This window comes from Cupriavidus oxalaticus (assembly GCF_004768545.1).
GTDB classification, from domain to species: domain Bacteria; phylum Pseudomonadota; class Gammaproteobacteria; order Burkholderiales; family Burkholderiaceae; genus Cupriavidus; species Cupriavidus oxalaticus_A.
In genome coordinates, this window is the sequence record NZ_CP038635.1 from 1171740 (window position 1) to 1198012 (window position 26273).

At 67.2% G+C, this 26273-nt stretch carries 27 protein-coding genes and 1 tRNA gene; 15 read left to right on the plus strand and 13 right to left on the minus strand.

The window, feature by feature from the left end:
• The first annotated feature begins 95 nt into the window (after window positions 1-95).
• The 5 genes from E0W60_RS16250 to E0W60_RS16270 all read left to right on the plus strand — a co-directional run bounded on the left by E0W60_RS16250 (window position 96) and on the right by E0W60_RS16270 (window position 4533).
• Window positions 96-761 (plus strand): site-2 protease family protein, encoded by a 666-nt coding sequence (locus E0W60_RS16250; protein WP_133097509.1) that lies wholly within the window; start codon window positions 96-98, stop codon window positions 759-761.
• 10 nt (window positions 762-771) lie between these two features.
• Window positions 772-1359 carry a class I SAM-dependent methyltransferase gene (locus E0W60_RS16255; RefSeq protein WP_133097508.1) on the plus strand — a complete coding sequence of 196 codons (588 nt, stop codon included), beginning with the start codon at window positions 772-774 and terminating at the stop codon, window positions 1357-1359.
• Window positions 1360-1506: 147 nt separating this feature from the next.
• The gene (gene dapA, locus E0W60_RS16260; RefSeq protein ID WP_133097507.1) at window positions 1507-2391 is read left to right on the plus strand and encodes a 4-hydroxy-tetrahydrodipicolinate synthase; all 885 of its coding nucleotides are present in this window, start codon (window positions 1507-1509) and stop codon (window positions 2389-2391) included.
• A gap of 48 nt (window positions 2392-2439) precedes the next feature.
• On the plus strand, window positions 2440-3672 hold the full coding sequence (gene bamC / locus E0W60_RS16265) for an outer membrane protein assembly factor BamC (protein WP_133097506.1): 1233 nt from the start codon (window positions 2440-2442) through the stop codon (window positions 3670-3672).
• 72 nt (window positions 3673-3744) lie between these two features.
• The gene (locus E0W60_RS16270) at window positions 3745-4533 is read left to right on the plus strand and encodes an MBL fold metallo-hydrolase (protein WP_133097505.1); all 789 of its coding nucleotides are present in this window, start codon (window positions 3745-3747) and stop codon (window positions 4531-4533) included.
• Between the two features lie 77 nt (window positions 4534-4610).
• Here the strand turns inward: E0W60_RS16270 and E0W60_RS37525 are convergent, their stop codons facing one another.
• Together E0W60_RS37525 and E0W60_RS16280 are read right to left on the minus strand one after the other, a co-directional pair.
• Window positions 4611-4853: a hypothetical protein gene (locus E0W60_RS37525; protein ID WP_084402413.1), complete on the minus strand. Its 243-nt coding sequence runs from the start codon at window positions 4851-4853 to the stop codon at window positions 4611-4613.
• A 199-nt stretch (window positions 4854-5052) separates the two neighbouring features.
• Window positions 5053-6258: a cupin domain-containing protein gene (locus E0W60_RS16280; RefSeq protein ID WP_195429607.1), complete on the minus strand. Its 1206-nt coding sequence runs from the start codon at window positions 6256-6258 to the stop codon at window positions 5053-5055.
• Window positions 6259-6269: 11 nt separating this feature from the next.
• Between E0W60_RS16280 and E0W60_RS16285 the strand changes: the two genes are divergently transcribed.
• Window positions 6270-6797 carry an FKBP-type peptidyl-prolyl cis-trans isomerase gene (locus E0W60_RS16285; protein ID WP_029046911.1) on the plus strand — a complete coding sequence of 176 codons (528 nt, stop codon included), beginning with the start codon at window positions 6270-6272 and terminating at the stop codon, window positions 6795-6797.
• Window positions 6798-6880: 83 nt separating this feature from the next.
• Here the strand turns inward: E0W60_RS16285 and E0W60_RS16290 are convergent, their stop codons facing one another.
• The 6 genes from E0W60_RS16290 to E0W60_RS16315 all read right to left on the minus strand — a co-directional run bounded on the left by E0W60_RS16290 (window position 6881) and on the right by E0W60_RS16315 (window position 13750).
• Entirely contained in the window at window positions 6881-7915 is a 1035-nt protein-coding gene (locus tag E0W60_RS16290; RefSeq protein ID WP_135704956.1) for a metallophosphoesterase family protein, read from the minus strand.
• Window positions 7912-10614 (minus strand): DNA mismatch repair protein MutS, encoded by a 2703-nt coding sequence (mutS, locus tag E0W60_RS16295; RefSeq protein ID WP_135706240.1) that lies wholly within the window; start codon window positions 10612-10614, stop codon window positions 7912-7914. Before mutS ends, E0W60_RS16290 begins: the two co-directional genes overlap by 4 nt.
• Before the next feature lie 216 nt (window positions 10615-10830).
• The gene (locus tag E0W60_RS16300; RefSeq protein ID WP_133097503.1) at window positions 10831-11265 is read right to left on the minus strand and encodes a universal stress protein; all 435 of its coding nucleotides are present in this window, start codon (window positions 11263-11265) and stop codon (window positions 10831-10833) included.
• Window positions 11266-11330: 65 nt separating this feature from the next.
• Window positions 11331-12470, minus strand: coding sequence for a polyphosphate kinase 2 (gene ppk2 / locus E0W60_RS16305; RefSeq protein WP_240745945.1), 1140 nt, complete (start codon window positions 12468-12470; stop codon window positions 11331-11333).
• A 14-nt stretch (window positions 12471-12484) separates the two neighbouring features.
• On the minus strand, window positions 12485-12700 hold the full coding sequence (locus tag E0W60_RS16310; protein WP_133097501.1) for a YdcH family protein: 216 nt from the start codon (window positions 12698-12700) through the stop codon (window positions 12485-12487).
• 228 nt (window positions 12701-12928) lie between these two features.
• Window positions 12929-13750, minus strand: a complete 822-nt coding sequence (locus E0W60_RS16315; protein WP_133097500.1) for an inositol monophosphatase family protein — start codon at window positions 13748-13750, stop codon at window positions 12929-12931.
• A 192-nt stretch (window positions 13751-13942) separates the two neighbouring features.
• On the opposite strand from E0W60_RS16315, the gene E0W60_RS16320 reads away from it, so the two are divergent.
• Both E0W60_RS16320 and cysE read left to right on the plus strand, forming a co-directional pair.
• On the plus strand, window positions 13943-14791 hold the full coding sequence (locus E0W60_RS16320) for an RNA methyltransferase (protein ID WP_135704958.1): 849 nt from the start codon (window positions 13943-13945) through the stop codon (window positions 14789-14791).
• Between the two features lie 309 nt (window positions 14792-15100).
• Window positions 15101-15844 carry a serine O-acetyltransferase gene (gene cysE, locus E0W60_RS16325; RefSeq protein ID WP_133097498.1) on the plus strand — a complete coding sequence of 248 codons (744 nt, stop codon included), beginning with the start codon at window positions 15101-15103 and terminating at the stop codon, window positions 15842-15844.
• Window positions 15845-15898: 54 nt separating this feature from the next.
• Here the strand turns inward: cysE and E0W60_RS16330 are convergent, their stop codons facing one another.
• From E0W60_RS16330 to E0W60_RS16345, 4 genes are all read right to left on the minus strand, one after another.
• Window positions 15899-16696, minus strand: a complete 798-nt coding sequence (locus tag E0W60_RS16330) for a UDP-2,3-diacylglucosamine diphosphatase (protein ID WP_133097497.1) — start codon at window positions 16694-16696, stop codon at window positions 15899-15901.
• Window positions 16697-16795: 99 nt separating this feature from the next.
• Window positions 16796-17296 (minus strand): peptidylprolyl isomerase, encoded by a 501-nt coding sequence (locus tag E0W60_RS16335; RefSeq protein ID WP_133097496.1) that lies wholly within the window; start codon window positions 17294-17296, stop codon window positions 16796-16798.
• A 20-nt stretch (window positions 17297-17316) separates the two neighbouring features.
• The gene (locus E0W60_RS16340; RefSeq protein WP_133097495.1) at window positions 17317-17901 is read right to left on the minus strand and encodes a peptidylprolyl isomerase; all 585 of its coding nucleotides are present in this window, start codon (window positions 17899-17901) and stop codon (window positions 17317-17319) included.
• A 72-nt stretch (window positions 17902-17973) separates the two neighbouring features.
• Window positions 17974-18705: a tetratricopeptide repeat protein gene (locus E0W60_RS16345; protein WP_135704959.1), complete on the minus strand. Its 732-nt coding sequence runs from the start codon at window positions 18703-18705 to the stop codon at window positions 17974-17976.
• A gap of 213 nt (window positions 18706-18918) precedes the next feature.
• On the opposite strand from E0W60_RS16345, the gene cysS reads away from it, so the two are divergent.
• The 6 genes from cysS (at window position 18919) to E0W60_RS16375 (ending at window position 25246) form a co-directional block, all read left to right on the plus strand.
• Window positions 18919-20307, plus strand: a complete 1389-nt coding sequence (cysS, locus tag E0W60_RS16350) for a cysteine--tRNA ligase (protein ID WP_133097493.1) — start codon at window positions 18919-18921, stop codon at window positions 20305-20307.
• Window positions 20292-21146, plus strand: coding sequence for a DNA-3-methyladenine glycosylase family protein (locus tag E0W60_RS16355; RefSeq protein ID WP_371704857.1), 855 nt, complete (start codon window positions 20292-20294; stop codon window positions 21144-21146). Before cysS ends, E0W60_RS16355 begins: the two co-directional genes overlap by 16 nt.
• 115 nt (window positions 21147-21261) lie before the next feature.
• Window positions 21262-22233, plus strand: coding sequence for an acetyl-CoA carboxylase carboxyltransferase subunit alpha (locus E0W60_RS16360; protein WP_029046926.1), 972 nt, complete (start codon window positions 21262-21264; stop codon window positions 22231-22233).
• Complete coding sequence (gene tilS / locus E0W60_RS16365; RefSeq protein ID WP_195429601.1) at window positions 22199-23638, plus strand: tRNA lysidine(34) synthetase TilS; 1440 nt, start codon at window positions 22199-22201, stop codon at window positions 23636-23638. Before E0W60_RS16360 ends, tilS begins: the two co-directional genes overlap by 35 nt.
• 133 nt (window positions 23639-23771) lie before the next feature.
• A complete protein-coding gene (locus tag E0W60_RS16370) occupies window positions 23772-25022 on the plus strand; it encodes an aspartate kinase (RefSeq protein WP_063238703.1) in 1251 nt (416 codons plus the stop codon).
• A 130-nt stretch (window positions 25023-25152) separates the two neighbouring features.
• A tRNA-Ser gene (locus tag E0W60_RS16375) sits at window positions 25153-25246 on the plus strand.
• Between the two features lie 159 nt (window positions 25247-25405).
• On the opposite strand, the gene E0W60_RS16380 is transcribed toward E0W60_RS16375, so the two are convergent.
• Window positions 25406-25759: a hypothetical protein gene (locus E0W60_RS16380; RefSeq protein ID WP_135704960.1), complete on the minus strand. Its 354-nt coding sequence runs from the start codon at window positions 25757-25759 to the stop codon at window positions 25406-25408.
• Window positions 25760-25993: 234 nt separating this feature from the next.
• On the opposite strand from E0W60_RS16380, the gene E0W60_RS16385 reads away from it, so the two are divergent.
• Window positions 25994-26248 (plus strand): RNA-binding protein, encoded by a 255-nt coding sequence (locus tag E0W60_RS16385; protein ID WP_135704961.1) that lies wholly within the window; start codon window positions 25994-25996, stop codon window positions 26246-26248.
• Window positions 26249-26273 lie beyond the last annotated feature (25 nt).

Below are 26273 nucleotides of genomic sequence, written 5' to 3' on the forward strand. Positions count from 1 at the left end.
GGCTCTGGACTTCGGGCGCCAGGCCCGCGGTGCGCCGCCGCCACAGGTGCGCCGCCGTGCGCCTGGCAAGCCGGCGGCCCGTTACAATAGCCGACATGGATTCCTCCCTTATCCAGACCTTCGCGGTCTATGCCCTGCCGGTGCTGTTCGCCATCACGCTGCACGAGGCGTCGCACGGTTATGTGGCCAAAGTATTCGGCGATAACACGGCCTATTCGCTCGGGCGCGTCAGCGTGAACCCGATCCGCCATATCGACCCGATCGGCACCATCGCGGTGCCGCTGCTGCTCTACATCATGACCAGCGGCCAGTTCGTGTTTGGCTATGCCAAGCCGGTGCCGGTGGTGTTCGAGCGCCTGCGCAATCCGCGCTGGCATGGCATGTGGGTGGCGCTGGCAGGCCCCGCCAGCAACGTGGTGCAGGCCTTCGTCTGGGTGCTGCTGGCGATCGGCCTGACGTGGGCCGGCGTGCGCGAACCCTTCTTTGGCGAAATGGCGCTGGCCGGCGTGCGCGTCAACCTGGTGGTGGCCGCCTTCAACCTGTTCCCGGTGCCGCCGCTGGACGGCGGCCGCGTGCTGACCGCACTGCTGCCGCAGGGCGTGGCGCGCGCGGTGTCGCGCATCGAGCCCTACGGGATTTTCGTGGTGCTGGCGCTGGTCGCCGCGGGCGTGATCACCACTATCTGGATGACGCCGGTAGTCAACGTGCTGATGTCGCTGATCGAGCTGATGCTGCGCCCGGTCGTGATGCTGCTGCACTGACGGGGGCGCCATGAGCGACGTTCCAGCGCCGCATGCCGGCCTGTCCGCACCTTCCGCCTGGGTCACCCGCTGGGCGCACCTGCTGCGTCCCGGTGCCCGCGTGCTTGATCTGGCCTGTGGCAGCGGCCGCCATGCCGCCTGGCTGGCCGCGCGCGGGCATGCGGTGCTGGCCGTTGACCGCGATGCCGCCGCCATTGCCGCGCTGCCGTCCGGCGTGACCGGGCGCGTGGCCGACCTGGAGCAGGGGGCCTGGCCGCTGGCCGACGAGGCGCCGTTCGACGCCATCGTCGTCACCAACTACCTGCACCGGCCGCTGTGGCCGCACCTGGCCGCGGCGCTGGCGCCGGGCGGGGTGTGGCTCTACGAGACCTTCGCGGCGGGCAACGAGACCGTCGGCAAGCCGTCGCGGCCCGACTTTCTGCTCCGTCCCGGAGAGTTGCTCGATGTGGCGCGCACGCATGGACTGCGCGTCATCGCCTATGAAGACGGCGTGCAGGAAGTGCCGAAAACGGCCTTCGTGCAGCGCCTGTGTGCGGTGCGCGAGGCCGCCGCCGTGCCGGATGCGGCCACCCCGGCACGCTACCGCCTGGACCCCTGAAAGCGCGTGTGCGCTGTCGGCGAGAATGCGCTGCACACGTTGAAACAGTTGGTATCAACCCCGAGTCATCCTGCCTGCCGCCGGCGGTCGAAGCCGCCTGCGGTTCCGGTACAATCCCGTTATTCGCATCCCGAATTCCTTAACGTTATGACACAGATTACCGGCAGCATCGTCGCCATCGTCACTCCGATGCATGAGGACGGAAGCCTGGACTTCCCGGCCCTGCGCGCACTGGTCGACTGGCACGTCGCCGAGGGTACCGACGCCATCGTGATCGTCGGCACGACCGGTGAATCCCCGACGGTTTCCGTCGAGGAGCACTGCGAGCTGATCCGCGTGGCCGTGGAACAGGCCGGCAAGCGCATCCCGATCATCGCGGGCACCGGCGGCAACTCCACCAAGGAGGCCATCGAGCTGACCGCCTTCGCCAAGAAGGTGGGTGCCGACGCATCGCTGCAGGTCGTGCCGTACTACAACAAGCCGACCCAGGAAGGCATGTACCGCCATTTCCGCACCATCGCGGAAGCGGTGGAGCTGCCGGTGCTGCTGTACAACGTGCCGGGCCGCACCGTTGCCGACATGAGCAACGACACCATCCTGCGCCTGGCGCAGGTGCCGGGCATCGTCGGCGTCAAGGAAGCCACGGGCAATATCGACCGGGCCGCGCAGCTGATCAACGACGCGCCGGAAAGCTTTGCCATCTACAGCGGCGACGATCCCACCGCGGTCGCGCTGATCCTGCTGGGCGGCAAGGGCAATATCTCGGTCACTGCGAACGTGGCCCCGCGCAAGATGCACGAGATGTGCGCGGCGGCACTGAAGGGCGACGTCGTCACCGCGCGCCGCCTGCACATGGAACTGATCGGACTGAACAAGGCCATGTTCGTCGAAGCCAATCCGATCCCGGTGAAGTGGGCCCTGCAGCAGATGGGCAAGATGGAAGGCGGCATCCGCCTGCCGCTGACCCCGCTGTCGGAATCCAACCACGAAACCGTACGCAAGGCACTGGCCGCCGCCGGCCTGCTGGCCTGATTTACCGCGGCGTCTTGCTGTCGCTCCCTCAACTAGGATTGCGTGTCAATGAAATCGAAGCTTAACCGCCGCGGCGCGACGCAAGTCCGCCGCGCCGCCCTGGTTGTGCCCGTGCTGGCCGCGGGCGTGATCACCGGCTGCAGCAGCCTCAACGAAGCGATGCAGCCCGACAAGATCGACTACAAGTCGTCGGCGTCGAAGCGCACCCCTACGCTGGACATCCCGCCCGACCTGACCAAGCTGGAAGGCGACCGCCGCTACTCGGTGCCCGATGCCAACGGCACTTCGACGCTGTCGACCTATAGCCAGGCGACCAAGGTGCGCGAGCAATCCCCGACCGAGAACGTACTCCCCTCGGCGCAGGGCATCCGCATGGAGCGCGACGGCAACACGCGCTGGCTGGTGATCAGCAACGGCATGCGCGGCGACCAGCTGTGGCAGCAACTGCGTGGTTTCTGGCAGGAAAGCGGTTTCCTGCTGGTGCAGGACTCGCCCGAGACCGGCATCATGGAGACCGACTGGGCCGAGAACCGCGCCAAGATCCCGCAGGACATCATCCGCAATACCATCGGCAAGGTGTTCGACGGCCTGTACTCGACCTCCGAGCGCGACAAGTTCCGCACCCGCGTCGAGCGTGCGCAGAACGGCACGCTGGAAGTGTTCATCAGCCACCGCGGCGCGCAGGAGCAACTGACCGGCATCGACAAGTCCAGCACCGTCTGGACCCCGCGGCCGGCCGATCCCGAGCTGGAAGCCGAGTTCCTGTCGCGCCTGGCGCAACGCCTGGGCGTGCAGAAGGAACAGGCCGACCGCATGGCCAAGAATCCGGCGGCGGCCGGCAGCAGCGCCGCGACGGCCGATGCGGCCGCGGCTGGCGCAGCCGGTGCTACGGCTGCCGCAGCCGGCGGCGCTGCACAGAAGTCTTACCTGGCCCAGGTCAATGGCGCCCCGGCGCTGCAATTGCCGGAGCCATTCGATCGCGCCTGGCGCTCGGTCGGCCTGTCGCTGGATCGCGTCAACTTCACCATCGAAGACCGCGACCGTGCCCAGGGCCTGTACTACGTGCGCTACGTGGATCCGCGCACCAACGTCGACAACCGTGGCTTCTTCTCCAAGCTGTTCACCAAGCCGGATGATCCCAAGACCGCCAAGAAATACCGCGTGGCGCTCAAGGGTACCGGCAGCGGCACGCTGGTGACGGTGCTCAACGATGCCGGCCAGCCTGAGAACGGCGAAATCGGCAAGCGCATCCTGTCGCTGCTCGACGAGCAACTGCACTGAGCCGGCGGTGACCGGCTCAACCACCGGCCGTTCTGGCCGGCCTGCCAACTGCACGGCGGGGAGGGCGTGGCCATGATGCGCTTCGCCTTCCTCGGCAGCGGCAGCGAGGGCAACTCGCTGCTGATCGAATCCCGCGAAGACACCACCACCACGCGCGTGCTGCTTGATTGCGGCTTCGGCATCCGCGAGACCGCGCGGCGCCTGGAGCGGCTTGGCGTCACGCCGGACCAACTCGACGCCGTGCTGGTCACGCACGAGCATGGCGACCATGTCGGCTCGGCCTACGCCTTTGCGGCACGGCACCGGCTGGCGGTCCACACCAGCCACGGCACCTGGCTGGCGACCTCGCATATGCGTGGCGCCGACCTTGCCGATGTGCGCGTCTGCGGCGCAGACCACGCCTTTGCCATTGGCGGCATCCAGGTAATGCCATACACGGTCCCGCACGACGCGCGCGAGCCGCTGCAGTTCGTGCTGTCCGATGGGCAGTCGCGCCTGGGCGTGCTGACCGACGCGGGCATGGAAACGCCCTATGTGACGGCGCGCCTCTCAGGTGTCGATGCGCTGGTGCTGGAGTGCAATCACGACCGCGAGATGCTGCGCAACTCGGTCTACCCGGCGTCGCTGAAGCGGCGGATTGGCGGTGACTTCGGCCATCTGGCCAATGAGGTGGCGGCGAGCATCCTGGGGCAGGTCGCGCATGCCGGCCTGAACCGCGTCGTGGCGGCACACCTGAGCAAGCAGAACAACACGCGTGAGCTGGCAACGGGCGCGCTGGCTGCGGCGCTGGGCGCGTTGCCTTCGGAAGTGTTGGTAGCCGATCAGGAAATGGGGCTGGACTGGCAAGCGGTGCGTGCCTGAACCGAGCACGACGCGCCTTGCGGCGCCCAATAAAAAAAACCGGCCCGAAGGCCGGTTTTTTTGTCGGTCGAAACCGATTACTGCTTGGCAGCCGGAGCCGAAGCGTCAGCAGCCGGAGCCGAGGCTTCAGCAGCCGGGGCCGAGGCGTCAGCAGCGGCAGCAGCCGGGGCTTCAGCAGCGGGAGCCGAAGCTTCAGCAGCCGGAGCGGCGGCAGCCGGAGCAGCCGTGTCAGCGGCCGGAGCAGCCGGTTCTTCCTTCTTGCCGCAAGCGGCGAGAGCAACAGCGGCCAGCAGCGATGCGATCAGGAGAGACTTCTTCATTGTTCGTCCTTTAACTTGTAATAACGGAAAACAGGCGATGAATAATTACCGGTAATTATCGCTCTTGAACTGCAAAATAGAGGCCCTCCCGGGTGCCGACATATGCAGTGGTCCACAGTACTAGCCAGCCAACGATTATATCCGCGTTTTCCCGGCTTGTGTAGCGCCGAAATTTACTGAATTGCAATGTTACGCATTATTACAGCCGGGGTCCCAATTGTAGCCATCCCTCCTGTGTCCAGTGATGAAAAGTCTCCATCAGGTCAGGAAGAACGGCACATGCGGCAACATCATCGCCACTAAGGTGGCGATTATCGGCCAGCTTCTTCAGCCAGGGCATCAATTCGGCCGGCGGCTCGTAGGCTTCCCCATTGAGGAAGAAATTGTTCCGGTCGTAAAGTGCAATCGAGGCGGGTGCAAGAACGACGCCATGCTGGGCCGCAAGTTTCTCATAACGGCGCTGCGGCAGGTCGGATATCTCCGCGAATTCGACCCCGGGTTTCGGTTCTGACAGATGGGAGCCAAGAAATTCCGACACCATCTGCGAATTCCATTGCAGCGCCTTGAGCCGCTCGGCCACGGCCTTGGCCATACCGGCGGGCAGTTGCGCGGGCTTCGTCGCCGCACGTTCGCCGGCATCGGCGTAGCGCCCGCCCAGGTCTTCGTTGTCCTCCACCGTCTCGGACAGCCACGCCAGGAAGTGACCCGCCAGTTCGCGGTAGGCCGGCGCGCGGAAGCCGATCGAGCAGGTCATGCATTCGCCTTCGGCGACGCCGTCGTGGGCGTATTGCGGCGGCAGGTACAGCATGTCGCCCGGCTCCAGCACCCATTCCTCCTCGGCGCTGAAATCGGCAAGGATCTTCAGCGGCATGTCCGGGACCAGCTCCAGGCTGGTCTGCGACGAGATGCGCCAGCGGCGCCGGCCCGAGACTTGCAGCAGGAATACGTCGTAGGAATCGAAGTGCGGACCGACGCCGCCGCCATCGGACGCGTAGCTGATCATCAGGTCGTCCAGGCGCGCGTCGGGCACGAAGCGGAAGCGGCCCATCAGCTCGGCCGCTGCGGCATCGTGCAGGTTCACGCCCTGCACCAGTAAAGTCCACTGGCGGGTCTTGACGGCGGGGAGGTTTTCGCGCGCAAATGGACCATGTTCGAGCTTCCAGCGATTGCGGAAGTGCGTCACCAGGCGCGATTCGACTTCGTCGCGATCGGCAAGGTCGAAAAGCGCATCGCGCGACACAGGCGGCACGATTCCGGGTACCGCCTGTCGAATCAGCAGTGGCTTGCGGTGCCAGACATCCCGCATGAATGCAGCCGGCGTCATGCCACCAAGCAGGTCGAGCGGAGTGTCTGGATCGACGGGGCCAGGGGGCAGGGCCTGTGCGTATAATGCGGAATCGTTCATGGAGTCAAGAATTGAAAATCGCTAAGAACACGGTAGTGTCCGTGATGTACAAGCTGTCGGACGCGCAAGGCAATCTGATCGAAGAGTCAGATGAAGCCATGGTCTATTTGCACGGCGGGTATGATGGCACGTTCCCCAAGATCGAGGAAGCGCTCGACGGCCATGACACCGGCTTCGAGACCCAGCTGCAGCTCGAGCCCGAAGATGCCTTCGGCGACTACGATGCCGAACTCGTCAAGGTCGAGCCGCGCGATCGCTTCCCCGAGCCTCTGGAAGTCGGCATGCAGTTCGAAGGCATGCCCGAGGACGGCGATGAAGAAGACTCCGTCATCTACACCGTGACCGACGTGGCCGAAGACAAGGTGGTGCTGGATGGCAACCATCCGCTGGCCGGCATGGCGCTGCGCTTCTGGCTGAAGGTCTCGGAAGTGCGCGAGGCCACCGCCGAGGAAATCGAGCACGGCCACGCCCACGGCGCCTCGGGTATCGAGGTGGTGGACGAGGACGAGGACGACGATACCCCGCGCACGCTGCACTGATCCCGCGCCCTCCGTGGCCCATGAAGGAAGCCGGCCTAGCCGGCTTTTTTCATGGGCGTTTTGCATGGGCGTGGCACCGCGGCTCAGGGCGTGGCCGGCGCGTCCCGGAGCGAAACCGAGAACGGCGCCGCCGCGTTCGGCGTGATCACCAGCTCGGTCCATTGCGCCACCGTATTGTCCGGCAGCGAAACCCGCGTGAAATTCTGCAGCACCTTGCCGGCGTTGTCGCGCAGCGGCTTGTCGATGCCGAAGCCACTCTCGCCGGCATGCACCAGCAGCACCTGGCCGGGAAAGCGCGCGCTCAGGTCGCGCAGCTGGCGCTTGAATTCCAGGTAGCCGTCGCGCGTGCGGTGGCGCATGAACCCGTCCAGCAGCGTCGGGCGGCCTTTCTTCTCCCAGCCGTTGGCGAAGTGCGGGTCGGCATGGGCCACCACGACGATGCCATTCATGTCGCGCTGCCGCGCCAGCGAGAACGCGCGTGCCAGCCACTGGCGGTTAGCCTCGCGCCGGTCTTCGAACTCGCTGTTGCGCCCGCCCTCGTTGCGGTAGTGGTTGTTGTCGCCAGGCACGTTCAGGCCGACGATCAGGATGTCGCCGAGCACGAAACGCGCGTTCTCGCGGAAGGTGCGGAACAGGGCCTGGTCGGACTGCCGCACCACCGGGCGCGGATGCTGTCCCAGCGTGGCGTCCTCGGGGAAGAACAGCTCGCGCAGGCGGTTCAGCCGCTCGACCGAGTCGAACTTGCCGTTGACCGGGAGCCGGCATTCGGCCCAGTCGGTTTCGCCCGGCACGTAGAGCAGCGGCAACGGCGACTGCGCCAGCAGCTGCTGGCGGCTCGTCAGGATGGCGTCGCTGCAGGATTCGGTATCGCCCTTGATGCCGCCGGCGTGGATCACCAGGTCGAGCCTGCGTTCGGCAAAGCTGTCGAGCAGTGCGGTGGCGTTGGCCTCGGCGGCAGGCCATTGCGGCAGGTCGGCGATCAGCGCGACGCGCATCACCTTCGGCTTGGGCGCGGCCTTGCCCCCGCGGCCGGCGGGTGCCGGCCATGCGGTACTGGCCGCGCACAGCAGCAATGCCGCGGCTAGGATGCGGCCGGCGTGCCGGCGCCTGGCGTTCATGCCGTACCGACCGCCTCGCCTGCAAGCGACTTGAGCCGGTACAGCGCATCGAGCGCGGCACGCGGCGTCAGGCTGTCCGGGTCCAGGTCGGCCAGCGTGTCGATCAGCGCGGCATGCTCCGGAGCCAGTGCGGCCCGCTGCGGCGTGGCCGCGGCATGGCTTTCGCCCTTGTCGTCATCGTCGTCATCGGTGTCCGGCAGCGTCGGCGCCGCGAACAGGTCGAGCTGCGGCGTCGGCGTGGCATCGGCCGATTGCTGCTCCAGCCATGCCAGGTGCTTGCGCGCGGCGCGGATCACCGGCTGCGGCACGCCGGCCAGCTGCGCCACCTGCAGGCCATAGCTCTGGCTGGCGGGGCCATCCTGCACCGCATGCAGGAATACGATGCCGTCACCGTGCTCGACCGCGGACAGGTGCACGTTGGCGGCCTGCGGGAATTCCTGCGGCAACTGCGTCAGCTCGAAATAGTGCGTCGCGAACAGCGTATGGCTGCGGTTGTGCGACAGCAGGTGGCGCGCGATCGCCCACGCCAGCGCCAGCCCGTCGAAGGTGGACGTGCCGCGGCCGATCTCGTCCATCAGCACCAGCGAAGACGGCGTGGCGTGGTGCAGGATGCCGGCGGCTTCGGTCATTTCCACCATGAAGGTGGAGCGCCCGCCGGCCAGGTCGTCAGCCGCGCCGATGCGGGTAAAGATGCGGTCGATCGGGCCGATCACGGCCCGCCGCGCCGGCACGTAGGCGCCCACGCAGGCCAGCAGCACGATCAGCGCGGTCTGGCGCATGAAGGTCGACTTGCCGCCCATGTTGGGGCCGGTGATCAGCAGCAGCTTGCGCGCTTCGTTGAGCTGGCAGTCGTTGGCGATAAACGCCACCGATTCCGCTGCCAGCTGGCCTTCCACGACCGGGTGGCGGCCCTGCACGATGTCGACCACGTTCTCGCGCACACGCTCGGGCGCGGACCAGTCCAGCGTCTGCGCGCGCTCGGCCAGCGCCGCCAGCACATCGAGGCGCGCCAGCGCGCCGGCCACGCGCTGCAGCTCGCCGATATGCGGCAGCAGTGCCTGCAACAGGCCATCGTAAAGCTGCTTCTCGCGCGCGAGCGCGCGGTCCTGCGCCGACAGCGCCTTGTCCTCGAACGACTTCAGCTCGGGCGTGATATAGCGCTCGGCATTCTTCAGCGTCTGGCGGCGGCGGTAGTCGTCGGGCACCTTGTCGGCCTGGCCGTTGGTGACCTCGATATAGAACCCATGCACGCGGTTGAACTCGACGCGCAGGTTGGCGATGCCGGTGCGCGTGCGTTCGCGCGCTTCCAGGTCGATCAGGAACTGGCCGCAGTTCTCGGAGATATCGCGCAGCTCGTCCAGGTCGGTGTCGTAGCCGCGTGCGATCACGCCGCCGTCGCGCACCACGGTCGCGGGTTCCTCGGCGACCGCGCGCACCAGCAGGTCCAGCGACGCCTGCGGTACGGCCAGGTCCTGCAGAGTCTGCGCCAGCAGCGCGCTGTCCTGTTCGTCGCGGATGCAGGCCTGCACGTCGGGCAGTGCGCGCAGCGTGTCGCGCAGCGAGGACAGGTCGCGCGGGCGCGCGCTCAGCAGTGCCAGGCGCGAGGTGATGCGCTCGACGTCGGCCAGCCGGCGCAGCGCGGCGCGCAGCGTATCGGTACCCTGGTCGATCAGCGCGCCGATGGCCTGTTGCCGCGCCTGCGGCACGGCCGGGTCGCGCAGCGGATGGTGCAGCCAGTGGCGCAGCGCGCGGCTGCCCATCGTGGTGCAGCAGGTATCCAGCAGCGAGAACAGCGTCGGCGACTCGCCGCCGCGCAGCGTCTCGGTCAGTTCCAGGTTGCGGCGCGTGGCCGAATCCAGGCCGATGTATTCCGACTCGCGCTCTACCTTCAGGCCCTGCACGTGGCGCAGCGACTGGCCCTGCGTGGTGGCTGCGTAGTTCAGCAGCGCGCCGGCGGCGCCGATCGCCGCGCCCAGACCGGCACAGCCAAACGGATCGAGGCTCGCCACGCCCAGCTGCTCGCGCAGCCGGCGCGAGCCCGCATCCTGGTCGAAATGCCATTCGGGCAGGCGCGTGCGCGCGCAGGCCAGCGCCGGCAGGTCGATGCCGTCGGCATAGAGCAGTTCGGCCGGGCGGATGCGCTCAAGCTCGCGGCCCAGTTGCGCCACCTCGCACTCCATCAGGCGCAGTTCGCCGCTGGCCAGGTTCAGCCACGCCAGCCCGGTCTTGCTGATGCCGCGGCGCGTGGTCTGCTGGTGCACCGCCATCAGGAAAGTGTCGACCTTGTCCGGCAGCAGCGCCGCGTCGGTCAGCGTGCCCGGCGTGACGATGCGCACCACCTTGCGCTCTACCGGTCCCTTGCTGGTGGCGGGATCGCCGATCTGCTCGCAGATGGCCACCGACTCGCCGAGCTTTACCAGCCGTGCCAGGTATTGGTCCGCCGAATGGAAGGGAATGCCGGCCATCCGGATCGGCACGCCATTCGAGGCGCCGCGCGCGGTCAGCGTGATGTCGAGCAGGCGCGCGGCCTTTTCGGCGTCGTCGTGGAACAGCTCGTAGAAGTCACCCATGCGATAGAACAGCAGGGTGTCGGGGTGGTCTGCCTTGATGCGAAGGTATTGCTGCATCATTGGCGTGTGGCGGCTGCCTGCGGCGTCTGCCTGTGCCTGTTCAGGGTCGGTTTTCTTCTGCAATCCCATTGCCATTTAGCCTGTCTGGCGGTGGGCCTGCGTTGTGCCGCCCGATCCGCTCGGAGCGCCGCCTTGCGTGTCGCGGAAAAGCGCCCCCGCGGGGGCGGCCGGGCACTGGTCCGGCGGCCTGTGGCCGCGGCACGAAGGGGCGTTTTCGAATATGGGCGATATGGTACAGCACGGTGCCGCCGCCGATGCGCCGCAGACGGGGTGTACGGCCCTGGATCAGCGGAATACCAGCACAGGGATGTCGCTATGGGTCAGCACTTTCTGCGTTTCGCTGCCCAGCAGCAGCCCGCTGAGTCCCTTGCGGCCGTGGGAGGCCATGAAGATGACGTCGCAGCCCAGTTCCCTGGCGGCATGGATGATGCCCTGGTACGGCACCGAGGCGCTGGAGACGTGGCTGGTGCACGGCACCCCCGCCAGCGCTGCCGCGGCCTCGACCTTGGCGAGTTCCTGGCGCGCCTCGGCTTCCACGCGCTGCTGGTACACCTCGCGCTTTTCGTGCGAGCTGTCGCTGGACAGCACATACGGATAGCTCTCCACGCACATGTATGGCGTGAGCCTGGCCGCCGTGGTGCGGGCAAACTGGATGGCGGCGGAAACGGCCTTGTGCGAAAGCTCCGAGCCGTCGACGGGGAGCAGGATGTGCTTGAACATGGGGTCCTTTTCTGGTGAGTAAGGCGAAAGAGGGCAGGCGGGCGTCCTGCGTTGCCGCCCGGGAATCAGTTGGCCAGCGCGCGCCCGACGATCAGTGGATCGGCCTGGCCGATGGCGGTGGTGTCCCGGTTGGCATAGGGGAAGCGCGCCAGGATGTAGCGCAGCGCATTGAGCCGCGCGCGCTTCTTGCAATCCGAGCGGATCACCGTCCACGGCGCGTCGGCGGTGTCGGTATGCGCGAACATCGCCTCCTTGGCGCGCGTGTACTCGCCCCATTTGTCGAGCGACGCAATGTCGACCGGGCTGAGCTTCCACTGCTTGAGCGGATGGATCTCGCGTTCGCGGAAGCGGCGCCGCTGCTCTTTCTGGCTGACCGAGAACCAGAACTTGAACAGGTGGATGCCGCTGCGTACCAGGTGGCGCTCGAACTCCGGGGCCTGCTGCAGGAAGTCCTGGTACTCACGCGAGGAGCAGAAGCCCATCACGTGTTCGACGCCGGCGCGGTTGTACCAGGAGCGGTCGAACAGCACGATTTCACCGGCGGCCGGCAGGTGCTGCACGTAGCGCTGGAAATACCACTGGCCGCGTTCGGATTCCGTCGGCTTTTCGAGCGCCACCACGCGGGCGCCGCGCGGGTTCATGTGTTCCATGAAGCGTTTGATGGTGCCGCCCTTGCCGGCGGCATCGCGGCCTTCGAACAGGATTACCACGCGCTGCCCGGTCTCGCGCACCCAGGCCTGGAACTTGAGCAGTTCTACCTGCAGCCGGTATTTCTGCTTTTCGTAATTGCGGCGCGACATCAGGTTCTGGTAAGGGTACGCCCCGTCGCGCCAGCCGGCCGCGAGTTCATCGTCGGGCTGGCGCCGGCGGCCCGCCTGCCAGGCGCCGGGATCGCCTTCCAGGATCAGGCTGCGCAGCCGCGCGGCCTCATCGGGCGCCAGGCCGTCGAGCAGCGTGCGCATGGCGTCGAGCATGCTGGCGCCCTGGCCGGCGCGGCTGGCGAGAACGTCCTGCATGCTGCTGGCGGCCACTTGCACGGCGGCATCGACAGCATCGCTGATTTCATTGCGTTCGGCCGACAGGGCCGTGTTGGTCGGCAGCACATCGCCGCGCGCAGCAGGGCGGACATGGGGCTGCGAAGTGACGTGGGTATGAGCGTGCGCATGGGCGTGGGCATGGGCGGCAGGCGTATTGCGATCGGTCATGTGCAGTCCTTCGTTCAGGCCACACGCTGGCGCAGGATCTGGTAGAGCTGATCCTTAATCTGCAGCTTCTCCTTTTTCAGCCGCTCGATTTCGAAGCCCGAGGCCGGCACCAAGCCGGACTCCATGTTGTGGATCTCCTGGTCCAGCGCATTGTGGCGATGGAACAGGCGGGCGAAGTGGGCGTCCTGCGTCTTCAGGAGCGAGATCTTGTCGCGGTATTCGGGAAACATGCGGGCTCTCCTCGGCTTGATCCGCGCGCACGGGGCGTGGCGCTTGGATTCATTCTGGGGAGGGCAGGGCGGCGCGACCTTGACGGGGATCATGGTCGGCCGGGGCGGCGGGAAATATGCGAATAGTCTCTGCGCGCCGGCAAGCGCTGCGGCCGCAAAGCAAAACGCCCGCCGGGGCGCGGCGGGCGTTTGTGTTGCGGGCGATGGCCATCAGGCCATGCCACCGACTCAGGCAGTGGCCGGCTTGGCGTTGTCGAGCGAGTACGGCGACAGCAGGCGCACCATCTGGGCAAAGGCCTTGGGGTTGCCCGCCAGCACTTCGCCTTGCTCCATCTGGCGCGGCTCGCCGTTGTAGTTGCCGACCAGGCCGCCCGACTCGGTGATCAGCAGCATGCCGGCGGCCATGTCCCACGGCTTCAGGCCGCGCTCGAAGAAGCCGTCCAGGCGGCCGCAGGCGACATAGGCCAGGTCCAGCGCGGCGGCGCCCGGGCGGCGCAGGCCGGCGCAGCTGCGCGTCATCAGCGAGAAGACCTCGAGGTATTCATCCACGCCTTCCAGGTCGCGGAACGGGAAGCCGGTGCCGATCAGGCAGTCGGCCAGCTTGTCGCGGCGGGTCACGCGGATGCGGCGGTTGTTCAGGAAGGCGCCGGCGCCCTTGCTGGCGGTGAACAGCTCGTCGCGGGTCGGATCGTAGACCACGGCCTGCACCGGCGTGCCGCGGTGCAGCTGGGCGATCGAGACCGCGTACTGCGGGAAGCCGTGGATGAAGTTGGTGGTGCCGTCGAGGGGGTCGATGACCCAGGTGTATTCGTGGGCGTCTTCGCCTTCGGCCCAGGACTGGCCGGACTCTTCCGCTAGAATGGCGTGTTCCGGGTAGGCGGTGCGGATGATCTCGATGATCGCGGCTTCGGCGGCGCGGTCGACCTCGGTAACGAAATCGTTGTGTTGCTTGCGCGAGACGCGCACCAGATCGACGTCGAGCGACGCGCGGTTGATGATGGATCCCGCCTTGCGGGCCGCCTTGACGGCGATATTGAGCATCGGATGCATGAATCTCTCCAGGCCGGCCATGAAGATGCGGCGGGGCGCCACGGCACCGCGCGCCCGCTCATGGGCAGCTGACAACACAACGGATTGTAGAAGAACGCAGGGCGTCGCCGGTCTGGTTACTGGATGTGCCGCGAGAGTCTCGCAGGCACGTCATGACCTGGCGCCGCGCCAGAGAAGAACCCCGAATTGTATATGAACCCGGCAAATGATACGAGCCGCCCAACAGGCGAGCCTGATGCGCCGCACGCAGCCGGTGCAGAACCCGATGCCTTCGGCCGTGTGCGCTTCGTGCTGGTCGAGACCAGCCACCCGGGCAACGTCGGCTCGGTCGCGCGCGCGATCAAGACCATGGGCTTCGGCAGCCTGGTGCTGGTCTTGCCGCGCGAACCCGGCGTGCTGGGCCATGCCGACGCCATCGCCATGGCCAGCGGCGCCGACGATGTGCTGGCTGGCGCCGTGATCGTCGACCAGATCGACGCGGCCCTGGCCGGCGCGGCGCTGACCGTGGCCATGACCGCGCGCCAGCGCGAGTTCGGGCCGCCGCGGCTGCTGCCGCGCGCCGCTGCGGCGCGCGCATGCCAGACGCTGGCCGGCAGCGGCGACATCGCCTTTGTCTTTGGCAACGAGCGCTATGGCCTGCCCAACGACGTGGTCGAGCGCTGCGCGGCGGTCACGCATATCCCCGCCAATCCCGCCTATGCCTCGCTCAACCTGGCGCAGGCCGTGCAGCTGATCGCCTACGAGATGCGGCTGGCGCTGCTCGATGCAGCCCCGCCTGCCGTTGCGGCGGCGGACGCGGGCGCCAATATCGGCTATGCTGGTGAGCCGGCCACGGCGGAGCAGGTCGAGGCCATGTTCGGGCACCTGCAGGCGGGCCTGGAAGCGATCGGCTTTCTCGACCCCGCCAATCCGCGCAAGCTGATGCCGCGGCTGCGCCGGCTGCTTGCCCGCAGCGGGCTGGAGCGCGAGGAAGTCAACATCCTGCGCGGCATCGCCAAGCATATGCTGATGGCGCAGGGCCAGCCGGACCGCAAGTCGTAACTGGAGAGACGCACAGTGGCAGCAACCCGCAGCATTCCGAGAACGGACGACGCAGGCGTACGTGGCAAGCGCGCACGCTGTCGGCCCGTCGCGGCGGGTTGGCGCGCGCCGGGGCGATGTTGATCGCCGCACTGCCGCTGCAAAATCCCTGACGGATCCGGGGCCAATGGCCGGCGCCAGAACGCCGGCCGCAAATCACTTACACTCCCTGATCCCGTCCCCACCGGCCACCGACCTCGCCGGCGACCCTGCCCCAGGCGCAAGCCTCGCGTGGCGCGGCGCACGGCGCGCCAACACGACACGACCAAGATGTTCTCTCGCCTTAAGGAAGATATCGACACGATCATGCTGCGCGATCCCGCCGCGCGCAGCCGCCTGGAAATCCTGACCTGCTACCCCGGCCTGCACGCCGTGGTCTTCCACCGCTTTGCGCACGCGTGCTGGAACGGGGGCTTCCATTGGCTGGGACGCTGGATCTCGCACTGGTCGCGCTTCCTGACCGGCATCGAGATCCATCCGGCGGTGAGGCTGGGGCGCCGGGTGTTCATCGACCACGGCATGGGCGTGGTGATCGGCGAGACCGCCGAGATCGGCGACGACTGCACCATCTACCAGGGCGTGACGCTGGGCGGCACCTCGCTGTACAAGGGCCAGAAGCGGCATCCGACGCTGGGCGCCAACGTGGTGGTGAGCGCGGGCGCCAAGGTGCTGGGCGGCTTCGTGGTGGGCGACGGCGCGCGCGTGGGCTCCAACGCCGTGGTGCTCAAGCCGGTGCCGCCGGGCGCAACCGCGGTGGGCGTGCCGGCGCGCATCATCCTGCCCGATGCGCCGGCGGCGCAGCAGGGCGCCAAGCAGGAGTTCTCGGCCTATGGCATCACGCCGAACGCCGACGACCCGGTGTCGCTGGCGCTCAAGAGCCTGATCGACAATGCCGCGCGCCAGCACGAGCGCATCGAGGCCGTGCTGGCCGCGCTGGACCGGCTGGGCGAGCACCTGGAGAACACGCCGAACGACCGCTTCGATGCGAGCGAGTTGCGCAAGCTGATGAAGTAGGGAAAGAGGGCGGCCGGCAACGGCCGCTTTTTTTTCGCGCGATCTTGCGCGATCTCAGTCGGTCTGCGGCAGCAATCGGAAACCGCCGCCGTCGAGCTGCAGCACGGCGGCGCGCGGATGGCGCCCGTCCAGGTCCCAGTCGGTCAGCACCCAGCGCACGCCCGCGGCGTGTTCGTGGCGCGCCGGGCGATGGGTGTGGCCATGCACCATCAGCCTGGTCCCGGCCATGCCGAAGAGTTCGGCCGCGGCAGTGGGCGTCACGTCGCCGTAGACCATCGGTACGCCGTTGCCCTCGGCGGCCTGCCGCGCGCGGTTGCCTTCGCTGTCCGCACGCAGCTTGCGCGCGATCCCCAGGCGCGTACGCAGCGGCAGCGCCAGGAACAGCCGCTGCACCCAGCCCTTGCGGGTCCAGCGGCGGAAGCGGTTGTAGCGCTCGTCGTCGATGCACAGCATGTCGCCGTGGCTGAGCACCACGCGCTGGCCGGCGCAATCGATCACCGTGGGATCGGGCAGCAACTGCGCGCCTGCGGCGGCGGCAAAGCGCGTGCCCAGCAGGAAGTCGCGGTTGCCATGCATCAGGTACACGGCAACGCCGCGCGCGGCCAGCGCGCGCAGGGCACCGGCCACGCGTTGTGCGAACGGCGAGTCGGTTTCCTCGTCGCCAATCCAGAATTCAAAGAAATCGCCCAGGATAAACAGCGTGCGCGCGTCGTGCGCGGCGCGCTCGAGCGTGCGCTCGAAGGCTGCCAGCGTACGTGGCATGCCGGGCGTGAGATGCAGGTCTGAAATGAACCACGCCGGCGCCTGTACCTCGAGGGGACCGGCCACCGGCGTGCGGGGGATTGCGGTCATGCGCGGGGCCGGGAGGGAAGTGCCGGCCGGGCCGGGTGCACGTAACCGCAATCAGGGTGCATGGCTTGCTCGACGCTTGGTCGACGATTTAGTCGACAATTACTCGACGACGGTGGCCTTCTCGATCACCACGTCTTCCAGCGGCACGTCCTGGTGGAAGCCCGAGCTGCCGGTGCGCACGCCCTTGATCTGGTCGACCACGTCGGTGCCTTCCACTACCTTGCCGAACACGGCGTAGCCGAAGCCCTGCGGCGTCGGCGAGGTGAAGTTCAGGAAGTCGTTGTCGACCACGTTGATGAAGAACTGAGCGGTGGCCGAGTGGGGCGCGTTGGTGCGTGCCATGGCCACGGTGTAGCGGTCGTTCTTCAGGCCATTGCCGGCTTCGTTCTCGATCGGCGCGTCGGTGCCCTTTTGCTTCATGCCGGGCTCGAAACCGCCACCCTGGATCATGAAGTTCTTGATCACGCGGTGGAAGATGGTGTTGTCATAGTGGCCCTTGCGGACATACGACAGGAAGTTTTCGACCGATTTCGGCGCCTTCTCGGCGTCGAGTTCGATGGTGATGACACCCTGGTTGGTTTGAAGCTGGACCTTGGACATGGTTTCCTCTGTTCGGTGTGTTATTTGACGACAGTGGCCGACTCGATCACGATCGGCGAGGCCGGCACATTGCGCATGGGGCCGTAGGCCGTGGTCGGCACGCTCTTGATCTTGTCGATCGTGTCCATGCCTTCCACCACCTTGCCGAAGACTGCGTAGCCGTTGCCGTCCGGCTGCGGGTAGTCGAGATTCGGATTATCCACCACATTGACGAAGAACTGCGCGGTGGCCGAGTCGGGGTTGCTGGTACGCGCCATGGCCAGCGTGCCGGCCTTGTTCTTCAGGCCGCCGCGGGCTTCCAGCGGGATCGGCGCGCGCGTGGGCTTTTCCTTCATGTCGCGGTCGAAGCCGCCGCCCTGCACCATGAAGCCGTTGATCACGCGATGGAAGATGGTGCCGCTATAGAAGCCGCTCTTTACATATTCCAGGAAGTTGGCCACGGTCTTGGGCGCGACGTCCGGGTACAGTTCGACCGTGAACTTGCCGGCGCTGGTGACGAACTGGACGCGCTCGGCGGCCTTCTGCTGCGCCAGCGCGCTGAACGACGACAACGCGAGCGCGCCTGCGGTCAGTGCGGCCAGGGCGATGCGACGGGAACGGATCATGGGTGGAACTCCGGTGAGTCGGGATGCAAACGGCCCGGACGCCATTGCGCCCGGACATTCTTGGCAGGGGCGTCAGTTGGCTGCCGGGGCGCTGGCCGGGGCCGCGCGCTGTGCCGGAGCCGGCTTGCGGTTGCCGGACGGCACGCCCGCGGTCCCGGTCGTGCCCGTCGCCGCGGGCGTGCCGGTGGCTGCCTCCGGGCGCAACTGGCGCAGCCCGGCGCTGGCACGGGTATCGGCCGGATTGCGGCGCAGCGCCTCCGCATAGGCCTGCTCGGCCAGGCGGCGGTAGACGTCGCCCAGATTGGTGTAGGCGATGGCAAAGGCCGGCTTGACCTCGGTGGCCAGCAGCAGTTCGGCCTCGGCGCGCTTCAGGTCGCCGCGCTTGGCATAGAGCAGCGCCAGGTTGTTGTGCGGCTCGGGCAATTCGGGGAAGTCCGCCGCCATTTCCGTGAAGGCCTGGATGGCGGCGTCCTCGCGCCCGGACTGCGCCAGCGCCCAGGCGCGCTGGAACCGTGCCTGCGCGTTGCGCGGATTGGCCGCGATCACGCGGTCGAAGCCCTTGATGGCGTCGTCATAGCGGCGCGCGTTGGCGGCCTGCTGGGCCTGGGTCATGCCGGGGTCGGTCGAGCGGATGCCGTCCAGCGGCGACGTGGGCGCGGGCAGCGACAGCGGTCCCTGCTGGGCCTGCGCGGGCCCGGCCAGCGCCGCGGCCAGGGCCAGGGCAGCCGTGGCGGCCAATGCGGGACGCGGGCGGAGCGCGGCGGCGAGCGCGGCGGTAGGCGAGGAGGGCAGCAGCAGGCTCATTGAAGACAGGTCCGTTATACTCCGCGGCATTCTAGCAAAGCGGCACGGCCGGCACTAAAGCCATGGTCCGGGCAAGCGTCGGCAAGCGCGGGCGGCCGCGGCAAATCCCCGGCGCGCGGTCTACCGGCACATCGCCTTCCGGTAAGATATGGGGCGCGGCGGAATTGCGCCAGTGGCGCCAGTGCCGCCTCCCCCGACCATTCACTTCGTTTCATGCAGCCTCTGAACATCTACAACACGCTCGCGCGTGAGAAGCAGCCATTCGTGCCCATCGAACCCGGCAAAGTCCGCATGTATGTCTGCGGCATGACGGTGTACGACTACTGCCACGTCGGCCACGCGCGCGTGATGGTGGTGTTCGACATGGTGCATCGCTGGCTGCGTGCCGCCGGCTACGAGGTGACATATGTGCAGAACATCACGGATATCGACGACAAGATCATCCGCCGCGCCGCCGAGAATGGCGAGACCATCGGCGCGCTGACCACGCGCTTCATCCAGTACATGCACGAAGACGCCGCCGCGCTGGGCGTGATCCGTCCCGACCACGAGCCGCGCGCGACCGACTACGTGCCGCAGATGCTCGACATGATCGGCAAGCTGGAAGCGAAGGGCCTGGCCTACCAGGCCAGCGATGGCGACGTGAACTACTCGGTGCGCAAGTTCGACGGCTATGGCAAGTTGTCCGGCAAGTCGCTGGAAGACCTGCGCGCGGGCGAGCGCGTCAGTGCCAACGACGCCAAGCAGGACCCGCTCGACTTCGTATTGTGGAAATCCGCCAAGGCCAGCGAGCCGCCCGAGACCAAGTGGGAGTCGAAGTGGGGCAGCGGCCGGCCGGGCTGGCACATTGAATGCTCTGCCATGAGCTGCGCGCTGCTGGGCGAGCATTTCGACATCCATGGCGGCGGGGCGGATTTGCAGTTCCCGCACCATGAGAACGAGATCGCGCAATCGGAAGGGGCCAGCGGCAAGCCGTTCGTCAACATGTGGATGCACAACGGTTTCGTGCGCATCAACGACGAAAAAATGTCCAAGTCGCTTGGCAATTTCTTCACGATCCGCGAAGTGCTGAAGGCGTACGACGCCGAAGTCGTGCGTTTCTTCATCCTGCGCGCGCACTACCGCAGCCCGCTCAACTACAGCGACGCGCACCTGGACGACGCGCGCCATGCGCTGACGCGCCTGTACACCGCGCTGAAGGACACGCAGCCCGGCGGCTGCGCGGTCGACTGGGAAGAGCCGCACGCGAAGCGCTTCGCCGAAGCCATGGGCGACGACTTCAACACGCCGATCGCGATGTCGGTGCTGTTCGACCTGGCCAGCGAGATCAACCGCACCGGCTCCACCAGCGCCGCGCGCCAGCTCAAGGCGCTGGCCGGCACGCTGGGGCTGCTCGAGCGCGATCCGCATACCTTCCTGCAGGGCGGCAAGTCCGCGGACGGCCCCAGCGCCGAGGAAATCGAAGCCAGCATCGCCGCGCGCAAGGCGGCCAAGGCCGAGCGCAACTTCGCCGAAGCCGACCGCATCCGCGCCGAACTGCTTGCCGCCGGCATCGTGCTGGAAGACAAGCCGGGTGGCGCGACCGAGTGGAGGCGTGCTTGAACGCTGCCGCGCGCAAGCCCGCCAACGCCACCGCCGTGCCGGCAGCCGCCGGCCGGTCGAAGGCGGCCGGCCCGCGTCCGGCCAAGGCGAGCGCCAGCGAGGCACCGCTGTCCGACGGCAAGGCGGCGGGCAAGGCGGTGGCCAAGTCCACGCGCAACGCCAAGGCGGTATTGCCCGAGGCCGACGCGCTGCCGCTGCCGGTCGAGACCGTCATTGACGCGGTCCGTCCCGCTTACTGGGACGAAGCCTGCGCCGACCTGATGAAGCGCGACCGCATCCTGCGCAAGATGATCCCGAGCTACGGCCCGGCGCACCTGGTGTCGCGCGGCGATCCGTTCGTCACGCTGGCGCGCGCCGTGGTGGGCCAGCAGATCTCGGTCAAGGCGGCGCAGTCGGTGTGGGAGCGCCTGCACACGGCCTGTCCCAAGCTGACGCCGGCACAGTTCCTGCGCGCGGGCACCGAGAAGCTGGCCGGCTGCGGATTGTCCAAGCGCAAGGCCGAGTACATGATCGACCTGGCCGACCACTTCAAGGCGGGCCGGGTGCACGTGGCCGAATGGGCGCAGATGGACGACGAAGCGGTGATCGCGGAGCTGACGCAGATCCGCGGCATCGGCCGCTGGACGGCCGAGATGTTCCTGATGTTCAATCTGATGCGGCCCAACGTGCTGCCGCTCGACGATATCGGCCTGATCAATGCGATTTCCGCCAACTATTTCAGCGGAGAACCGGTCACGCGCAGCGAGGCGCGCGAGGTGGCGGCCAACTGGGAACCGTGGCGGACGGTGGCAACCTGGTATATGTGGCGTAGTCTGGACCCGTTGCCTGTGACGTACTAGGCATCGGAACAACAAAAATCAGAAGCAGGTGCGTTGCACGCTATCTGGCAGGCGCTAAGATAGCGGCCAATTTCCGGTAGAATGCGCCCCTTCACAGACAGGTACGTGTGATTTTATGAAAACCACCTTCCTGGATTTTGAGCAGCCCATTGCCGAACTCGAGGCAAAAATCGAAGAACTGCGCTTCGTGCAGGACGATTCGGCTGTCGATATTTCCGAAGAGATTTCGCGGCTGGCCGGCAAGAGCCAGCAGCTGACCAAAGACATCTATGCCAACCTGACCCCGTGGCAGGTTGCGCAAATCGCCCGCCACCCCCAGCGTCCCTACACGCTGGACTACGTGCGCGAGATCTTTACCGATTTCCACGAACTGCACGGCGACCGCACCTTTGCCGACGACCTGTCGATCGTCGGCGGCCTGGCGCGCTTCAACGGCCAGGCGTGCATGGTGATCGGCCACCAGAAGGGCCGTGACACGAAAGAGCGCGCCCTGCGCAATTTCGGCATGCCCAAGCCCGAGGGCTACCGCAAGGCCAAGCGCCTGATGGAACTGGCGGACAAGTTCGGCCTGCCGATCTTCACCTTCGTCGACACCCCGGGTGCATTCCCCGGCATCGACGCGGAAGAGCGCGGCCAGTCCGAGGCCATTGGCCACAACCTGTACGTGATGGCCGGCCTGAAGGTGCCTCTGATCGCCACCATCATCGGTGAAGGCGGTTCGGGCGGCGCGCTGGCGATCGCCGTCGGCGACGTGGTGCAGATGCTGCAGTTCGCCACCTATGCCGTGATCTCGCCGGAAGGCTGCGCCTCGATCCTGTGGAAGACCGCCGAGAAGGCGCCGGAAGCCGCCGAGGCGCTGGGCCTGACCGCGCACCGCCTGAAGGCGCTGGGCCTGATCGACAAGATCGTCAACGAGCCGCTCGGCGGCGCGCACCGCGATCACAAGGCCATGGCGGCGCTGCTAAAGCGCACCCTGGCCGAGTCGCTGCGCCAGTTCCAGGGCATCAGCGTGAAGGAACTGCAGGCGCGCCGCTACGAACGCCTGCTGGCCTATGGCAAGTTCAAGGAAACCGGCGCCCCGGAATGATCCGTCCGCCCGGCTGACCGACAAGGTCGCACAGGCCCTGCAGGGCGGTGCGGCCTTTGTTGTTTCTGGGAGCGGCGCGCCGGTGATCGCGGTGGCGCTGTCGGGCGGACGCGATTCGGTCGCGCTGCTGCATGCCGCGCGCGCCGCCACGCAGGGCACGGCGGCGCGCGTGGTCGCGCTGCACGTGCATCACGGCCTGCAGGATGCCGCCGACGAATGGGACCGCTTCTGCGAGGAGTTGTGCGGGCAGTGGCAGATCGGCTATTTCGTGCGCCGGGTCGCGGTTCGGCAGGCGGCGGGCGAGGGCGTGGAAGCTGCCGCGCGCCGCGCGCGCTATGCAGCGCTGGCGGCGATGTGCGCCGACAGCGGGGCGCGCCTGCTGCTGTTCGCGCATCACCAGGACGACCAGGTCGAGACCGTGCTGCTGCGGCTGTTTCGCGGCGCCGGGGTGGCCGGCATGGCCGGCATGCCCGCGCTGCGCCCGCTCGAAGCGCACAGCGGCGTGATGCTGCTGCGGCCGTGGCTGGACCTGAGCCGCGATGAGATCGATGCCTACTGCGCCGCCAATGCGCTGCGCTGGATCGACGATCCCTCCAATGCCGACGCGCGCTATGCCCGCAACGCCCTGCGAGCGCACCTGCCGGCGCTGGTGACGGCTTTCCCTGCATTGCGCGCCAACGTGGCCCAGGCCGCGGCGCATTTCGCGCAGGCCAACGAGCTGATCGACCAGCTGGCCGCCGCCGCGATGGCGCAGCTGGCGCATCCGGGCCGCGATGCCGATACGCTCGCCGAACTCGATCTAGCCGGTTTGCGCGCACTACCGGCGGCGCAGGCCGATGCGGTGCTGCGGCTGTGGCTGCGCGACCTCGGCACGCGCGCGCCATCGACCGCGCGCCTTGCGGCGATGCGCGCGCAACTGGTCGCGCACGAGGGCGGCGAGCCAGCCATCGCCCATGACGGCCTAGTCCTGCGCCGCTTCCGCGGCCGCGTGCTGGCGTGCACGCCGCCGCCCGCGCAGCCTCCCGAAACCGTGTCGCTCGACTGGCGCGGCGAGGACCGCATCGTCGTGCCCGCATGGCGCGGCGAGCTGCGCTTCTTCCGCGACGACAGCTTCGGCGTGCCCGAAGCCGTGCTGCGCCAGCCGCTGCGGCTGGCGCCGCGTGCCGGCGGCGAACGGCTGGTGCTGCGGCCCGGAGGCCCGGCACGCGCGCTCAAGCAAGCCTGCCAGGAGGCTGGCATCCCCGCCTGGCGCCGGGCGTGGCTGCCGCTGCTGTGGGCAGGCGACACCCTCGTGCTTGCCGCCGGACTCGGCATGCACCGCCGCTGGCCGGCCGAGGCGGCGGCACCGCGCTGGCGCGTCGAATGGCATGCGCAGCCGCCGCAAGTGCCGGGCGCGGCGCGCTGAACGCCTCGCCGCGGCAATGACGAAGCGCGTCGATCACATCGGGAAAGCCCGCAAACCTCGGCTTCGCCTTGCCTGACAAGCCTTGTTCGTGTATTTTCAAGGGCTTTGCACAATCGCTGGCGTCGACAAGAAGATGGCTCTCATCGTTCACAAATACGGCGGCACTTCGATGGGTTCCACGGAACGCATCAAGAATGTCGCCAAGCGCGTTGCCAAGTGGCACCGCGCCGGTCACCGCGTAGTCGTGGTGCCTTCGGCCATGTCGGGCGAGACCAATCGCCTGCTGGGACTCGCCAAGGAAATTTCGCCGCAGCCCAATCCGCGTGAACTGGACATGCTCGCCTCCACCGGCGAGCAGGCCAGCGTGGCACTGCTGGCTATCGCCCTGCACGGCGAGAACATCGACGCGGTCAGCTACACCGGCTGGCAAGTGCCGGTGAAGACCGACTCGTCGTACACCAAGGCGCGTATCGAATCGATCGACGACGAGCGCATCCTCGGCGACCTCGACGCCGGCCGCGTGGTCGTGATCACCGGATTCCAGGGCATCGACGACGACGGCAACATCACCACGCTGGGCCGCGGCGGCTCGGACACCTCGGCCGTGGCCATCGCCGCCGCGATCGAAGCCGACGAGTGCCTGATCTACACCGATGTCGACGGCGTGTACACCACCGACCCGCGCGTGGTCGAGGACGCCCGCCGCCTGGACCAGATCACCTTCGAGGAAATGCTGGAAATGGCCAGCCTCGGCTCCAAGGTGCTGCAGATCCGCTCGGTGGAATTCGCCGGCAAGTACCGCGTGAAGACCCGCGTGCTGTCGTCGCTGACCGACCCGCTTATGCCGCTCGAGCAGGAAATGCACTCGGGCACGCTGATCACTTTTGAGGAAGAGTCTGAAATGGAAGCAGCCGTCATCTCCGGCATCGCCTTTGCCCGTGACGAGGCCAAGATCACCGTTCTGGGCGTGCCGGACAAGCCGGGCATCGCCTACCAGATCCTGGGCCCGATCGCCGACGCCAACATCGACGTCGACATGATCATCCAGAACCAGTCCGTCGACGGCAAGACCGATTTCACCTTCACCGTGCCGCGCGCCGACTACCAGCGCGCGCTGGCGATCCTGGACGACGGCGTGAAGACGCATATCGGCGCCGGCAGCGTGTCGGGCGACCCGAAGGTGTCGAAGGTGTCGGTGGTGGGCGTTGGCATGCGTTCGCACGTGGGCATCGCCAGCAAGATGTTCCGCACGCTGTCGGAAGAGGGCATCAACATCCAGATGATCTCCACCTCGGAAATCAAGATCTCGGTGCTGATCGACGAGAAGTACATGGAACTGGCCGTGCGCGCCCTGCACAAGGCCTTCGAACTGGAACAGGCGTGATCCGTTCGTAAGCATTTTCTGGCGGCGCTGCAGATTTTGTGTTGAGTCATCGATTTTTCATTGACCAACCCGCGTGGCGTCGCTAGAATACGCGCTTCGTTGTGTGGCTCCCTCACACAACGCAAGTTTGGGAGACGTGGCCGAGAGGTCGAAGGCACTCCCCTGCTAAGGGAGCATCCGGGCCAAAACCTGGATCGAGGGTTCGAATCCCTCCGTCTCCGCCACTACATCTGTATTGGCGGCGGAACCCCGGAAGATCGCGGTCTTCCGGGGTTTTGTTTTTTGTGGCGCGTTTTTTGTGGCGCCGATATTTGCCGATCCGATATTCGCCGCGCCGTTCCCTGTGGCCCGCTGCATCGACCTGCCGGCGCCGTCATGCACCGCTACGTGCAATTATCCCGATACGCCTGCTGCAGCTCCTTGCGCGACTTGTCGCGCTCGACCTTCGGAATCGGCCGGCCCTGCGCGTTCTGCGTCGCCGAGGTGGTCGACTGGTACGTGCGCTTCTTCGGCGTGGCGTTGAACTGCTCTTTCAGCGATTCGCATTTGTCGCGCGTGATCTGGTCGGGGTCGAGTGTGGGAGCCGACGGCGGGCGGTAGGGATTGGCGCCTTCCTGCACGGCTTCCGAAATGGCACCTGCGGCGCCCCCCTTCGGCGGGGATTGCTGTGCCAGGGCTGTCGCGACGCTGCCCAGTGCCAGCAAGCCGGTCAGCAGCCATCTTGTCGATATCGGCATGTTGTCCCTCCTCGATTGCCGGGCAGCCGGCCGGCTTCCTAGAACCATCATATGTGCCGCGCCCGGAATTGCCAGAATCCGATGGCGCCGGTGCCGGCAGGGCGGGGCCGCCTGTCGGGGCTGGGAAGGGCGATGGCACGCCGCCCGGGCCACGATTTGCGTTCTGGCCTTGCCTGCCATAAACCTAGTTCAGGGACATGCCCGCAAGGGCTTCCAGGACTTCAGGAGAAGCCAATGAGTGTGCTGATGCTTTCGAACGTCGATATGGAAACCACCGACGACGAGATCCGCGACTTCCTCATCCGCTACGGCTTCCCGGCGTTCGACGAGCTCGAGCGACTGCCGGGGGATGGCTCGCGCCCGGCGGTGGCGGTGCATTTCAACGCGGTAGAGGACGCCGCGCTGCGGATGCTGCAGCCGCGCATCAACCATCTGTTCTGGAAGAAGCGCCAGGTTGAGGCAATGGTGCTCACGGAGCGCTTCGAATAGGCGGGAAGGACCTGCGGGCGCGACG